The organism is Selenomonas sp. (genome assembly GCF_057272215.1).
The window spans coordinates 273,007-287,547 of record NZ_DBHIUY010000001.1; the positions used below are offsets into that span (position 1 = coordinate 273,007).

At 55.6% G+C, this 14,541-nt stretch carries 13 protein-coding genes; 5 read left to right on the forward strand and 8 right to left on the reverse strand.

The features are described from left to right. Positions 1-136: 136 nt before the first annotated feature. The 4 genes from ACO5Z0_RS01165 to ACO5Z0_RS01180 all read right to left on the reverse strand — a co-directional run bounded on the left by ACO5Z0_RS01165 (position 137) and on the right by ACO5Z0_RS01180 (position 6,026). The gene (locus ACO5Z0_RS01165) at positions 137-2,020 is read right to left on the reverse strand and encodes a heavy metal translocating P-type ATPase (protein ID WP_442673361.1); all 1,884 of its coding nucleotides are present in this window, start codon (positions 2,018-2,020) and stop codon (positions 137-139) included. A 125-nt stretch (positions 2,021-2,145) separates the two neighbouring features. Then, on the reverse strand, positions 2,146-2,364 hold the full coding sequence (locus tag ACO5Z0_RS01170) for a cation transporter (RefSeq protein ID WP_485648867.1): 219 nt from the start codon (positions 2,362-2,364) through the stop codon (positions 2,146-2,148). A gap of 193 nt (positions 2,365-2,557) precedes the next feature. Continuing rightward, complete coding sequence (locus ACO5Z0_RS01175) at positions 2,558-3,847, reverse strand: PepSY-associated TM helix domain-containing protein (RefSeq protein WP_485648868.1); 1,290 nt, start codon at positions 3,845-3,847, stop codon at positions 2,558-2,560. A 46-nt stretch (positions 3,848-3,893) separates the two neighbouring features. Beyond that, positions 3,894-6,026, reverse strand: coding sequence for a TonB-dependent receptor (locus ACO5Z0_RS01180; RefSeq protein ID WP_485648869.1), 2,133 nt, complete (start codon positions 6,024-6,026; stop codon positions 3,894-3,896). Positions 6,027-6,361: 335 nt separating this feature from the next. Here ACO5Z0_RS01180 and ACO5Z0_RS01185 point away from each other — a divergent pair, with 335 nt between their 5' ends. From ACO5Z0_RS01185 to rbr, 5 genes are all read left to right on the forward strand, one after another. Beyond that, a complete protein-coding gene (locus ACO5Z0_RS01185; RefSeq protein ID WP_485648870.1) occupies positions 6,362-8,455 on the forward strand; it encodes a TonB-dependent receptor in 2,094 nt (697 codons plus the stop codon). 20 nt (positions 8,456-8,475) lie between these two features. Then, positions 8,476-9,090, forward strand: a complete 615-nt coding sequence (locus ACO5Z0_RS01190; RefSeq protein WP_485648871.1) for a MotA/TolQ/ExbB proton channel family protein — start codon at positions 8,476-8,478, stop codon at positions 9,088-9,090. Then, a complete protein-coding gene (locus ACO5Z0_RS01195) occupies positions 9,077-9,487 on the forward strand; it encodes an ExbD/TolR family protein (RefSeq protein ID WP_485648872.1) in 411 nt (136 codons plus the stop codon). Before ACO5Z0_RS01190 ends, ACO5Z0_RS01195 begins: the two co-directional genes overlap by 14 nt. A 6-nt stretch (positions 9,488-9,493) precedes the next feature. Then, positions 9,494-10,318: an energy transducer TonB gene (locus ACO5Z0_RS01200; protein ID WP_485648873.1), complete on the forward strand. Its 825-nt coding sequence runs from the start codon at positions 9,494-9,496 to the stop codon at positions 10,316-10,318. 357 nt (positions 10,319-10,675) lie between these two features. Then, entirely contained in the window at positions 10,676-11,209 is a 534-nt protein-coding gene (gene rbr / locus ACO5Z0_RS01205) for a rubrerythrin (protein ID WP_442672283.1), read from the forward strand. A gap of 80 nt (positions 11,210-11,289) precedes the next feature. Here rbr and ACO5Z0_RS01210 read toward each other — a convergent pair whose 3' ends face one another. The 4 genes from ACO5Z0_RS01210 to ACO5Z0_RS01225 all read right to left on the reverse strand — a co-directional run bounded on the left by ACO5Z0_RS01210 (position 11,290) and on the right by ACO5Z0_RS01225 (position 14,533). Next, positions 11,290-12,048: a class I SAM-dependent methyltransferase gene (locus ACO5Z0_RS01210; RefSeq protein ID WP_442672282.1), complete on the reverse strand. Its 759-nt coding sequence runs from the start codon at positions 12,046-12,048 to the stop codon at positions 11,290-11,292. A gap of 185 nt (positions 12,049-12,233) precedes the next feature. Next, positions 12,234-12,626 (reverse strand): cytidine deaminase, encoded by a 393-nt coding sequence (locus tag ACO5Z0_RS01215; RefSeq protein WP_485648874.1) that lies wholly within the window; start codon positions 12,624-12,626, stop codon positions 12,234-12,236. Beyond that, on the reverse strand, positions 12,616-14,049 hold the full coding sequence (locus ACO5Z0_RS01220; protein ID WP_485648875.1) for a thymidine phosphorylase: 1,434 nt from the start codon (positions 14,047-14,049) through the stop codon (positions 12,616-12,618). The genes ACO5Z0_RS01215 and ACO5Z0_RS01220 overlap by 11 nt, the downstream gene beginning before the upstream one ends. Positions 14,050-14,089: 40 nt before the next feature. Then, complete coding sequence (locus ACO5Z0_RS01225) at positions 14,090-14,533, reverse strand: Rrf2 family transcriptional regulator (protein WP_442672279.1); 444 nt, start codon at positions 14,531-14,533, stop codon at positions 14,090-14,092. Positions 14,534-14,541 lie beyond the last annotated feature (8 nt).

A 14,541-nucleotide genomic window follows, 5' to 3' on the forward strand; every position in this document is an offset into this window, starting at 1 on the left:
CCGCAGTTCAACGGGTATGCTTAGAAAGCACGGAATATATCCGTGCTTTCTTTATTATATCATATACTGTAAAGGAATCGCTGATAAAATGAAGCCCGTCGGATGCCTGCGGCGCGGTGCAGCGATGAGATGCCGTCTACAGGCGGCGCACGAAGAGCGCACGCAGGGCATTTAGGACGGCGAGCACCATGACGCCGACGTCGGCGAAGATGGCGAACCACATGTTTGCGATGCCGACGGCGCCGAGCACGAGGCACAGGAGTTTGATGCCGATGGCAAAGACGATGTTCTGATGCACGATCGTCATGCACTTTCTGGCGATGCGAATCGCTTTCGGCAGCTTCTGCGGATCGTCGTCCATCAAGACGACATCGGCGGCTTCGATGGCAGCATCGGAACCCATCGCGCCCATAGCGATGCCGATGTCGGCGCGGCTCAGGACGGGCGCGTCGTTGATGCCGTCGCCGACGAATGCGAGCTTCTTCGCCGACGATTTTTCATCCAACAGCCGCTCGACTTCCCGCACTTTGTCCGCAGGCAGAAGCTCGCTCTTGACCTCGTCGATGCCAAGCGCGGCTGCGACTTTTTCGGCAGCCGTACGCGCATCGCCCGTGAGCATGACCGTGCGCTTTACGCCCGCTTGGTGCAGACCTTCGATGGCGGCTTTCGATGTGGGCTTGACCGCGTCGGCGATGACGATGTGACCGGCATATTCGCCCGCGATCGCCATCTGTACGATCGTACCCGGGTGACTGCATGGACGGTACTCGATGCCGAGCCGCTCCATGAGTTTGCCGTTGCCGGCGGCGACTTCGATGCCGTCGACCTTTGCCGTCACGCCAAAGCCGCTGAGTTCTTGCATGTCCGTGACGCGCGAACGGTCGATTTCCTTGCCGTAAGCCTCTTTAAGACTGCGGCTGATCGGATGCGAGGAAGCGCTTTCGGCGAGTGCGGCAAGCTCCAGAAGCCTTTTGTCTTCCATTGTTCCGTGGTGTACGGCATTGACCTCGAATACGCCGCGCGTCAGCGTGCCTGTCTTGTCAAAGACGACCGTATCGATCTCGGCAAGCATTTCGAGATAATTCGCTCCCTTGACGAGCACGCCTTCGCGGCTTGCGCCGCCGATGCCTGCAAAGAAGCTCAAGGGAACGCTGACGACGAGCGCACATGGGCAGCTCATGACGAGGAAAATCAAGGCGCGGTAGATCCAAATTCCCCAATCGGGTGAAAGATCGAGTGCAGCAAGGCGCACGACAGGCGGCACGATGGCGAGCAGAATCGCCGCTGCGACGACGATCGGCGTGTAAATGCGGGCAAAACGCGCGATGAATGTCTCCGAGCGCGACTTGCGTGAGCCGGCGTCCTCGACAAGTTCCAAGATCTTTGACGCCGTCGATTCGTCGAACTCCTTCGTCGTGCGAATCTTCAAGACGCCCGTGAGATTGATGCAGCCGCTGACGACCGTATGCCCCTTCTCCACATCGCGCGGCAGGCTCTCGCCCGTCAGCGCACTTGTGTTGAGCGTCGATGCACCCTCGGTGATGATGCCGTCGAGCGGGATTTTCTCGCCCGGCTGCACGATGATCTCCGTGCCGATCTCGACCTCATCGGGATCGACGCGGCATAGCTTGCCGTTATCCTCCACATTGGCGTAGTCGGGGCGAATGTCCATAAGCTCGCCGATGTTTCGGCGGCTCCTGCCGACGGCATAGCTTTGGAACCATTCGCCGACTTGGTAGAAGAGCATGACGGCGATGCCCTCGACGTAGTCGCCGTCCTCGTAGACGGCAAGCCCCATCGCGCCGATTGTCGCAATCGACATCAGAAGGTTTTCATCAAGCGGACGGCGGTTCCATACGCCTTTCGCCGCTTTGACGAGGATGTCATAGCCGATGATGAGGTACGGCACGACGTAAAAGAAAAAGCGCGGCAAACCTTCGACGGGCAGCCAATTCATGACGATCATCAAAGATGCCGCCAGAAGTATGCGGATGAGATTTCTTTTTTGCTTCTTGTTCAAGAGAACACCTGCTTTCCGGCGGCGTGATACGAAACGGACGGTTAGGAAATTTCCTTAAGGATTCACGGATAAATGCAGCAGCCCCTCTTCACGCATTCGGGCGGCTTCCTTCTATCCGCGGTTCCTTAAAATATAATATTGCAGTCGCTCTCGACCTTGCGGCAAGCTGACAGAACGCGCGGCATGACCTCGACGGGATCGCTGCCGTCGGCAAACTCGACCTTCATCTTCAGCGCCATGAAATTCACTGTCGCATCCGTCACGCCCTCGACCTTCTTCGCGGCGTCCTCCATCATCTGGGCGCAGTTTGCGCAGTCCACTTCGATCTTATAGCTTTTCTTCATGGGGGTTCCTCCTCTTAATTAAGTAGTTGTTTAATCGTTATGAATTTATTATAGTAAGGAATTTCCCCGTTGTCAAGAGGAAAATGAAAAATATGCACCGAAACCGACGCCAAAGAAAAACGGCAGCTTCGCCTGAAGACGAAACTGCCGTTTTGCCGTCCCATGCAAACGCCGGAAGAACGAGGAGCGTCGGCTACCGCCTGCCGCGCCGCCATAGGGCGAAAGCATAGGCGAGGAGGATGAGCCACGCAGCCGAGCCGATCATGTTGCCTGCGAAGGTGTCACCGAGCGGCGCGGTCATGCCGATGAGGGAAAGCGCAGCGAAAGACAGCGGCTCCTTCCACGGCACAGATCTTGTTCCGACGTGAGCATCGAACACGGGCGGCCGCTCCTTACTGCGGCGGCTGCGCTGCAGCCATCCGAGAAAGCCCGTGACGATGACGGCAGCGCATAAGAGATCGAGAAGCGCCCAGACGATCTTCAAGAACATCGTCGCATGGTTATGCAGGTGCAGGTCGCGCACGGCATCGCAAACGACGAGCCAGCGCGGCAGCGGCTTCGTGAAATGCTCAATGTCGCCGTCCTCGCCGCGCAGCAAATAGACGTCCTGCCCGCGAAACATCTGCGGTCTTGCAGCATCCGCCAAGGTCAGTACGGCAGGCGAAGCGGCATCTGCAGCCTCAAGGCGCAGAAGATCCTGCGCAGGAAAATGCTCCTCGGCATAAGCCAGCATCTCGGTGAGGGTGATCGCAGGCGGTGCGCTCGTACGCTGCGGCACACTTTTTGCCGCGTCGCTGGCATAGCTGCCATAGCCGAGAATATAGGCGGCTATGGCGACGCCGCTCAAGGTCAAAAGCCCCGCCCAGACCGCAGTGAGGACGCCGAGGAAGATATGCCAGTCAAAGAAGCTGCCTGCCGATGCACCGCCGCGCATACCGCCGAAAAGCCGCCGCTTCATGAAAGACGGATAGAGCAGCGCACCGCCTGCAAGCGACAGAAAGCTCAAAAAGCACATGACTCCGAGGAAGATCATGCCGCCCTCGCCCAAGGCAAGGCGCATATGCAGATGGTGCATCCAGCCCATGAACGAAGCGAGTGCAGGCGACTTGACGGCACCGCTCGACCAAGGTACGAGTGCATCATCCTGCGGCGCATACGCATAAGACAAAGCCGATGCACCGCGTCCGCCGTGCGCCCCTTCGGTGCGCGTGAGTCGATAGATGAGCAGCCCGCGTTCGGGATAAACAGCGATCGACTGCACTCTGCGCTCAGGCTGCTCTCGCTCGATGCGGGAAATTCCTGCCGCCGCCCCCGCCCAGAGCACGCGAGGTGATGCCTCGCCAAAATCGGGACGCGGCTCCAGTGCATTCCAACGCGCAGCGTCGCCGTTAAAGAGCAGCGGCAGTCCTGTCAGGACGAGCAGCAGGAAAAAGACGGCGCAGACGGCGCTGATCCAGCGATGCAGACGATAGATGAGTCTCATGGGATCCTTTCTTTTGCGTTAAAAACGCTGTGTATATCCGCAGTTTTTAGAAAGCGTACGAAGCGCCGAGCGTGTATGTGCGTCCGCTTGTCGCTTCATAGGCGTAAAAATTGCGATCAAAAAGGTTGCGCACAGCAAGCTGCAGCTTGAGATTTTTATCAACATTGTAGTTGAGATAGAGGTTCGTGAGGAAGAAGCTGTCCTCCGAGCCATATTCCCCTGTGATCGAGTCAACACTTTGACGCGCACCTACATACTGCGCATCGAGAACGCCGTTGAAATTGCCATGCGTGTAGTCAACGCCGAAATTCAGCATGTGCTTGGGAATATCCCAATCGCGTTCCGTCACGCCGCCGTGGGTGAGTTCTCCTGATTCAAACGTATAGTTGAGGTAGGTTCGCCAATCGCGGCTCAGGCGATGCTTGACTTCAAGTTCCATTCCCTTAGCCATCGCGGAGTTCATATTGTAGTAGGCTTTGACACCGCCAAGTGTCGCCAGCGCGATCTTGTCATCGGTGGCAACGCGGAAGAGCGTAACGCCATAGGATGTATTTTTATTGATCTTCTGTTTGACGCCAAGCTCATACGTCGTCGAAGTTTCCGGCGTCAGTTCAGGATTTGCCTGTACCGAGGACATCTTGTCGCCGGCGCGGCGGTAGAGCTTATAGATGGACGGCGGATTGAAGGATTTGCCGAAGCTCAGGAATACGAGCGTATCTTTTTGCGGCTCATAGCTTATCGCCAACTTAGGGCTCCAAGCAGAAAATGTCCGATCTTCATAATCCTTGCGCACGGTTTTCACATAGGAATAGCCGTCCTGCTTGTTAAATTTATCATAGCGCAAGCCAAGCTGCAGTTTCCAGCGTGCATCAAGCGCAAGTTCGTCCTGTACGAAGAGCGCTGTCGAGATGATGGAACCGCCGCTTTGCATCGTTGGTGCGCCGACGACCGAACGCCAATCCTTCCAGTTTGACAAACGATACGAACGGTAGCGCATCGTATCCTTCATCCATGCAGCGCCCGCGAGCAGCGTGTTGTTCCTGATCTGCCACTTTTTCTGAAGATCCACATTATAATTCTGGTTCGGATATTCCGTCCTGCCGCCTGCACCCGTCCAGTTGATGCTTGTCGCATCCCCCGTCGAAGAGTAGCCGTCTTTGTATGTATCGCTGTAGCCGACGCCCACCTTGAAATCATTTTTTGCATCTTCGTAACGCAGCTTATGGATGTCCTGTCCGCGCTCACCGTTGTAGCCGAGATAGTCCGACGGATCCACCTCAATATACCGTTTGGGAGACAGGCGCAGAATGCCGCTGAAAGCCGGCGTCCCGTCCGGATTCTTGAGGTAGGTGAACGGATCGTGGTAAGAGTAGCGGTAGGAATTGTGCATATAGGTATAGTCGAGGGAGCGCTCCGCTTCAAAGGCATACTTCAGATCGAGGAAAGTGTTCTCGCTCTTTTTATCCTTAGCGCCGCGGCTGCCGATGATATATCTGCCGTTGGCAGCTTGGGGAAGATTGCCCGTGACGGTTCCCGCTTTGTTTCCCGAAGAAACTCTCGGCGTGACGAAATAGCCCGCCCAGCCGTCTGAGGTGCGCTTTTCATAGCCGAGACGGAAGGACACGCGTCCCTCGCTTCCCGAGACTTGGACGCCGCGCTTCCATGTATTGTTGCTGCCGTAAGAAAGATTCGCCTCTCCATGAATCCCCGGCTTTTCTTTGTCCTTCGTGATGATGTTGATCACGCCGGCGACGGCGTGCCCGCCGTAGAGCGAGGATCCTGCGCCGCGCACGATCTCGATGCGCTCGATGTTGTCGAGAGGGATGGAATCCCAGTTGACGCCGCCATCGAAGGAGTTGTTGAGCTGCTGTCCATTATACATGACGAGGATATTCGTGCCGCCGAAACCGCGCAGGCTCAAGCCGTCTTTTACGTCCGCCGTCGGCGAGACGTAGATGCCCGCTTCCCTTTCCAGCGCTTCGCGCAGGCTGAATACATGCCGCTTTTCCAGCTCCTTCGCCGTGATGACGGTGACGTTCGCCGGAACCTTATTGACAGGCTCGGAGATTCTCGTCGCGGTGACGGTCGTCTCACCGAGATCGTGCCCCCCCCCCAGTGGACAAGTTTTCTGCAGCGACTGCGGTGTTCGCGTCCGCTTCGGCGCTCTTTTCCGCTGCATAAACGGGAGCTGCTCCTGCGATGGAACAGACGACGGCGAGGGTCAGACATTTTTTCTTCCAAGGATGCATATTGCAGACCTTCCTTTCTTTTTCGTGCAGGAAATCCATGTCATCATATTAAAAACATATCGTTTGATAACTTCTTTTGCAAGGATACCATGCTCTATAGGCATTGTCAATCAAGAAAGTTGTAGGGAATATTATCAATATTGACACTCGTTATCTTTAATGATAAAATTCCAAGGAATCATTCATAATATTTGTAATTATAAATGATTCTTCAATTTTTATTTCACAAATATCATAAAGGTTCTGGAGGGGAACGACGATGAAGATGAGAGTTAAAAGAACACCGTATGCAGCAGCGCTCTTTGTATGCAGTCTATATACATGGGGGGGTATAGGAACCCCGCCTGCAGAGGCTGCGGACGCCGTGGAAAAGAAGCAGGCAGATCCGGAGAAAACAATTAAGCTGGCGGATACATACGTGCGTCCTGACTATATGGAGATCGAAAAGCTGCGCGACACGAAGCAAATCATTGTCATCACGAAGAAAGCGATCGAGGAAAAAGGCTATAAGACGATTTCTGACATCTTAAAGGATCAGCCCAGTATCAGCGTCGGGGCGTCGGGTTGGGGGAATATTGACATTCGCGGGCAAGGCGATCAGTCCGAGCGCAATCTGCAAGTTTTGATTGACGGCGCGCCCGTCACGACGATGGTCAATCATCCGTTGCCAAATAACTATGACTATGTACCTGTCGAACAGATCGAAAAGATCGAGATCATCCCCGGCGGCGGTTCGATTATCTATGGCAGCGGCGCGGCGGGCGGCATCATCAACATTACGACGAACCTCAGGAGCATGAACAAGCCGCAGCGCACGCTCACGACGGAATGGAATTCGGACGGCTATCGCATGAGTTTGAATTACGGCGATAAAGTCGGCGACAAGCTCACCTTGCAGGGCGGTTATTCACGCCTGCAGCGCGACCTCTACTTTGTCGATACGTACCGCAACAGCAATTATGCGTTCGCAGGTCTGCGTTACGATGCTGACGCCGATCATTCGGTAACTTTTCGCTATAGCCATCTCAATGAAGCGAGTAAATTTCTGCAAAATCTAAATAGAAGCAAAATAGAGCGCGATGGCAGACATCATCGACCCGCCTCTGCTGCAGACTATCTAAACGGCGATCGCGATTTCGATACCTATAATCTCACCTACCATCAAAATTTGAGCGAGCGGCTGAAATTCAGCGGCGATTTTTTCTATACCGACGGTTGGTATAAAAATACACGGCTTCTTGACGGCAAGATGAAGCATGATTCTTACGGCGCACGCATGAAATTTGATTATGCTTACGGGAAGCAGGATTCTTTGCTTATCGGCATTGATTGGATACGGCAGAGTTCGGATCTGGAATATCAGTCGGGGAGAAAGCAACAGTCCTTCCAGTACAATAAGGAAACGCAGGCGCTTTACCTGCTCAATCAAATGAAGCGGGACAAATTTACCTTTACCCAAGGCATCCGGCGTGAAAAACTCATCTGGGATTTTGATAAAGATGGCGGCACAAAGAGAAGACCGATCGGCGGCAAGGATTCTTCCAATCGTTGGAATACCGCCGCAGAACTGTCCGTTGCGTATCAATACGGTCCTGTCGGACGCGTCTTTGCACGCTGGGAGAGAGGCTTTACAAGTCCGGATGGTCTGCAGATCTGCGATCAGGTGTATTCCGATCCATATCAGCAGGTATATAAAGCGACGACCGCAGAAGAAGAAAAGTATCACTTATATGAGATCGGTATGCGCGATAAGATCGGCATCTCTGCCGTCAGCTTGACACTCTTTGCCACAGAAACGTCCAATGAATTGAACCGCCCCTATTTCTTCGGTCCGTACGGTCCGGAGTATAAGACGTATAATATGTTCAATACCAAGCGTCATGGCATAGAGTTGTCCTTGCAGCAACGGCTGGGCAAGCTGGAACTTACGGAGGGCTATACCTATTTGCATGGGGAGCGGCGCTATACGGCGAAAGGCAGAGCGCTCGTCGATGAGCATGGCGCGGATGCGATCGATTTTACGAACAGTGGTTTGCAGTATGTACCGCAGCATAAGGCTCTTTTGCAGGCGAATTATACCTTTGACAAGAAATGGAGCGCCGCACTGAAATACACATTCTTTGGCGGCTATAATAATTTCGTGAAGGAATCGGACAAACACGATCCTAACAATAGCATGACGTCCTACGGACTTTTGGACATCAGCTTTAAGTTCAAGCAAAACCAAGACCTGGAATGGTATGGCGGCGTGACGAATGTCTTTGATAAGCTGTATTATGAGACTGCCGGCTTTGGTATGTATACATTGATTCCCGGTATGCCGCGCACCTACTTTATTGGTGCGAAATACGCCTTCTGATCGAGAAAGAAGTGTGATTTATGGATTTGCTTCATTTGTTTTTCAAGGGCGGGCTGGTCATGTACCCGATCCTGCTCGCTTCTCTCATCAGTTTGACGATTGCCTTTGAGAGATTTTCTTACTATAAGAAGCAGAAGTCAAAGATCGAGGACTTCGACGGACGGCTGATGAAAGCGCTGCGTGACGAGGACTATAAGGCGGCGCAAACGCTGTGCGAGGAGGACGCCAGCGCGGTGGGTGAGGTACTTCTCACCGCATTGGCAGAGCGCGGCGGCAAAGCGCGGCAGGAAGAAATCGTACAGGCAGCCGCCAAGCGCAAGGTTCTTGAGCTGCGCCGCTACTTGGAGTATCTGAGCGTCATCGTGACGATGGCGCCGCTCTTGGGGCTTTTAGGCACTGTCACGGGCATGATCGGCTCGTTCAGCGTGCTTGCGATCTCTGAAGGGCAGCCTTTCGCCATCACGGGCGGCGTCGGTGAAGCTCTGATCGCCACGGCGAGCGGACTTTTAGCGGCTATCCTAGCGCTTGCGATCTACACATGGCTGTCGCATCGCGCCAATGCCATCATTGCCGGCATAGAATATACGTCGTCTATGTATCTGGCGCTCGTCGGGGGTACGCATGATGAAGATTGATCTCCTGCCCGAAGAGAAGAGCCCGCAGCTCATGATTATTCCCATGATCGACATTATCTTCTTCCTCTTGGTGTTTTTCATGATGAGTATGCTTTCTATGGTCGTGCAGAAGAGTGTGCCGCTGACATTGCCGCAAACCGCTTCGGCAAAGGTCAGCATGACGCGCAATATCCCCGTCACTGTCACAGCGGACGGTACGCTCTACTATGAACAGGAGCCTATGACGCTCGCAGGGCTAGCCGAGCGGCTGCAGCAAGATGCGGCAAAGGGCGAGGATATTTCGGTAATTCTGCGCGGGGATGAAGCCGCCGCCTACGGGAAGATCGTCCAAGTCATGGATCTCGTGAAGAACTTGGGCATTAGCAAGGTTTATATCGCTACGGATTCCAAAGGGTGAGTTTGCATGAAGAAACGACCTTGGATGTTCTGCTTCCTGCTGTCTTTGCTCACACATGCGGCGCTTGCTGTCATAGTGCATCTTGTCGGCTTGGACTGGATGACAGAGCGGGACAGTACGCCGCCCGCTCTGGAAGTCGGCATCATCTCCGAACGCGCTGTTTCTGCCGCTGCAGGCGGCGACGATGCCGCAGGCTCTGATGCTGTGCCTGCGGCAAGCGGTCCGAAGATACGCATGACCTCTGCAGCAGCTTTGCAAGATGTGCAGAAAGCCATTGCGCAAAGCGAGCAAGCGACGCATACGCTCGCCGACGTATCGACGACGCCGGCTGAGGCTCCTGCCACTACACAGGCGAGTACGACGGTCGCTGCAAAGGCAGGCGTTCCTTCGAAGGCAAGCAGCGAAGGCGCCGGCAGTACAGCAGGCGATACAGGCGAAGGAGAGGGACGCGGCGGCTCTCCAAGTGGCGAAGGACAAGGAAACGGCGGCGCATCTGCGGGGCTTGGCGCAGGATTTTCGGATAACGGAGACGGCTCATACACGGCGGAAGCGTCTTCCGGCATATCCTACACAATCTTGCGCGATGCACAAGCGGAGTATCCGGAAGAAGCCCGCGCTCTCGGCTATTCTTCCGTCGTTACGATAAGCGCGAGGATTCTCGTGGACACCAACGGCAGTATCGAAAGCGTCCGCATACTCTCCGACGCCCCCAATCTTGGTTTTCGGCAAGCCGCCGAAGAGGCGCTTTGGGGTATGCGCTTCGCCCCGATCATTTATCAAGGCTATCCGATCAAAATGTGGTTCGAGAAGAATATTATCTTTACACCGTAAAAGATGGCAGCACGGCTCTCTATACACTCATTATGAGCGTATAGAGAGCCGTGTTTTTTTAGGCGCGCTCGGAATATGTAGCGGAGCAAACGAGAATCATTTCATATTAAATAAATAGGGATTGACGGTATTCTTTGGCGGTGCTATGATACGAGAAAGACCGTATTTAAGGAAACACTGATAAATTCAGCCACCCATCTTCACGCATCTGCACCGTCCTCTCGTCGTCAACAAATCCTCGACGTAGCGCCGCTACGCCTGCGGTTTGTCTCCTAGATAGGAACGATGCATCTGTGCGAATCTGGGCGACTTCATTTTATCAGCGTTTCCCTAAGCATTCGATAAGGGGGATTTGCTATGGAACTGAAAGGGTCACAGACGGAGAAGAATCTTTGGGCGGCATTTGCCGGGGAGTCGCAGGCGTACACGAAGTACGGCTACTATGCGTCGCGTGCGAAGAAGGACGGCTTTGAGCAGATTTCGGCGCTCTTTGCCGAGACGGCGGGCAACGAGAAGGAGCACGCAAAGATTTGGTTCAAGCTCGTCGCGGGCGTCGGCACGACGGCGGAGAATCTTGAGGCAGCCGCAGACGGCGAGCACGAGGAATGGACCTCGATGTATCCCGAGTTTGCCAAGGTCGCGAAGGAAGAGGGCTTCACGAAGATTGCGCGTCTCTTCGAGGCTGTGGCGAAGATCGAGAGCGAGCATGAGGAGCGCTATCGCATTTTGCTTGCAAATATCAAGGATGAGAAGGTGTTTAAGAAGGACGAGAAGATCATCTGGCAGTGCCGCAACTGCGGCTATGTCTGTGAATCGCCGCAGGCGCCCCAGGTCTGTCCCGTCTGCAATCATCCGCAGGCGTATTTCGAACAGCTCAAGAAGAATTATTGAAAAAGCGCATCTTGCCAAAGAAAGATGGGGCTGCTGCACATTTATTTTGTGCAGCAGCCCCATTTTTTATCCCGCGGCGGTTACAGTCGTGTGCTGATGTTTGCCACATAGCCGAGCTGGGCGGCGTGGTCGTGGAAGAAGTCGAACATCGTCGTGAACATATCGCGGTTCTCCTTCTTCATGGCGTTCGTCATGATCTTCAAAGCGCCCTTCGCGCCTTCGTCGTGCAGGATGCCGGGCGGATCGAGAAGCGTCATTGCGCCGTACTTTTGCTCCGTACGGAAGGCGTGCTTTTCGATCTTTTCCTTCCAGCCTGCAAGTGTCAGCGGTTCGACATGGACGTTGATCGCTTTGGAGAGTCCGGCGATAAGTTCGTGCTGCACCTGCGGGTTCTCTTCGCGAAATACGACGTCATGCGTCAAAAGCACGCCGCCGGGCTTTAGGATGCGCGAATATTCCTTGAGGGCACGATCTTTGTCCTCGCCGATGAGCATCGTGAGCATCGCCTCGTTGATGACGACGTCGAAACTCGCATCTTCAAAGGGCAGATCGAAAGCGCTGCCGCAGACGACCGAGAGCTGTTTTTCGAAGCCGTTTGCACGGATGTTTTCACGCGCCTTTTCGAGCGCCGCTTCATCCAAATCTATGCCTGTGACCTTGCAGCCGTATCGCTTGGCGACGAGGAGCATCGTCGTGCCCATGTTGCACGCGACTTCGAGAACCTTGGAGGCGGGCTGAATCTTCGCCTTTTCCAAGAGCCAGTTCGTCGCGTCGATGCCGCCCGGGCGCAGCTTCGTCTTTCCCATTCGTGCCAAAAAGGTGTGTCCTGCTTCATGCATGATCTTCATCTCCTTTGTAGGATGGTCGCTTTCCTTTACTGATTCTCATTATAAAGATGAAAGGTCAAAAAGTCAACAGTTTCCTATAAATTTTCTAGGAAACTGTTGACAAGCGGAGAATCGACCGCCGACGGCATACTTTTAGCCGTGTAAGGAGACGGGGCAGACGCATGGGCACGGTGTTTCTATGTTTTGTTGTTGTCGAGGGAAAAGGCGTAGGGCAGAAGCTCTTCGGCGGTCACGATGCGGCTTTTTCCTGCGAGATTCGCGAGGATGATGCGCTTGATCGAGAACTCAGCGATGACTTGGCGGCAAGCGCCGCACGGTGAACATGGCTGCTCGCCGTCTGCGACGACGGCGAGAGCCTCAAACACTTTCGCCCCCGCCGCGACGGCGCTGAAGATGGCGGTGCGCTCGGCGCAGTTTGTCAGACCGTAGGATGCGTTTTCGATGTTGCAGCCCAAGAAGACGCGCCCGTCGGCAGAGAGCGCCGCCGCACCGACGGCGAAGCCGGAGTAGGGGGCGTAGGCGTGGGCGCGTGCCTGCTTGGCAAGCTCGATGAGCGCCTTATCGTCCATCTGTGCTGCCTCCTTCTTGGGTACGGTGCGACATGGCGGCGGCGACTTCTTCGAAGAGGGCGGCGCTCAACGCTTCTTTCGCCGTCGGCTCGTGCGGCTTTTCGGCGTTTTGGAAGCTGTCCTTCGTGACGCGCGCGAAGATCAGCGGACGCTTTTCGGGCGGTTTTGCGCTGATCGCAACGGCGCGTCTATAGCAGGCGGCTGCGGGTGCGAGCCGGCTTTCGTCGTTCGTGTAGAGCAGGGCGAGCGGTTCGTGCGCTTTTATGGCGTCGCCCGTTTTTTTCATGAGGCGGATGCCTGCCGCATGGTCGATGACGCTGTCCTTTGTCTCGCGGCCTGCGCCGAGCATACAGGCGGCTTGACCGATTCTTTCGGCGTCCATGCGCGTGATATAGCCGTCTCTTTCGGCGAGGATTTCGCGCCGGAAGTCCGCCTGCGGCAGCCGCAATGGATCGGTGAGGTACGCTGCATCGCCGCCCTGCGCCTCGACCATAGCGGCGAAGGCGCGAAAGGCGCTGCCGTCTGCGACGGCATTCGCCGCGAGCTTTTGGCACTCCGCGAAGTCGCCGCGCCCAATGAGGCGCAGCATGTCGGCGGCGAGCGCGAGGCTGACTTCCCTAAGGTCGGCGGGGCCTCTGCCCTGCAGCACGTCCACGGCTTCGGCGACTTCGAGCGCGTTGCCGACGGCGAAGCCGAGCGGCGCATCCATATCGGTGATGACGGCGGCGGTTTTCCTGCCCGCGCTCTCGCCGATGGCGACCATAGCGCGGGCGAGCGCCAATGCGTCCTCCAGCGTTTTCATGAAGGCGCCGCTGCCCGTCTTGACGTCGAGCAGGATCGCCGCACTGCCCGCCGCGAGCTTTTTGCTCATGATGGATGCGGCGATGAGCGGGATGGAATCGACGGTCGCCGTGACGTCGCGCAGCGCGTAGAGCTTCTTGTCGGCGGGCGCAAGTTCGCCGGATTGACCGATGAGAGAAAGCCCTGTCTTTTCGATGACGGCGAAAAAGTCTTCGCGCGAGAGCGTCGTCTGAAAGCCCGGAATGGATTCGAGCTTATCGACGGTGCCGCCCGTGTGACCGAGACCGCGCCCGCTCATCTTGGCGATGCGCCCGCCCGCCGCCGCGACGATGGGGCAGACGATGAGCGTCGTCTTGTCGCCTACGCCGCCTGTCGAGTGCTTGTCCACGGTGGATGCGCCGAATGCGGAAAGATCGACTTCGTCGCCTGAAGCCGCCATAGCGAGCGTAAGCGCACGCATCTCTTCTTCCGTCATGGAGCGAAAGCAGATCGCCATGAGCATCGCTGCCATTTGATAGTCGGGAATCCTGCCCGTCGTGAAGCCCTCGATCATGGCGCGTATTTCTTCTGCGGCAAGCGGCTCGCCGCGTTTTTTCTTCGTGATGAGATCATACATACGCATAAAGATGTTCCTCCTTATCTCAAGCGAAAAAGGCACAGCACTAGGGCTGCGCCTTTTTCATAGCCGCTTTCATATCTGTGACGATATCGGACAAACGTATCTCACGGAGTTTTTCTTCCATCGCCTGCTGCACGTCGAAGAGCCTGCCGTCCAAGGCGGCATGAATCGTGCGCCCGGCGGGGCAGGCGGGATTCGGTCGCTCGTGGAAGTGAAAGAGCTTGCCGTCCTCTAAGAGCGCCGTCGCACGGTAGACATCGTAGAGTGTGATCTCCGACGGGTTTCGTGCGAGACGCGAGCCGTTTCTGCCGCGCGCCACGCTGACAAGTTCTGCTCCCTTGAGCATGAGGAGCAGGCGGCGGACGACGACAGGGTTGACTTGTATGCTGCCTGCGAGGAAGTCGCTCGTGACGCGGCGATCATCCTCGAAGAGAGCGAGTGCCGCAAGCATGTGGACGGCAATGGTGAATCGGCTGGATATCTGCATGGGACACT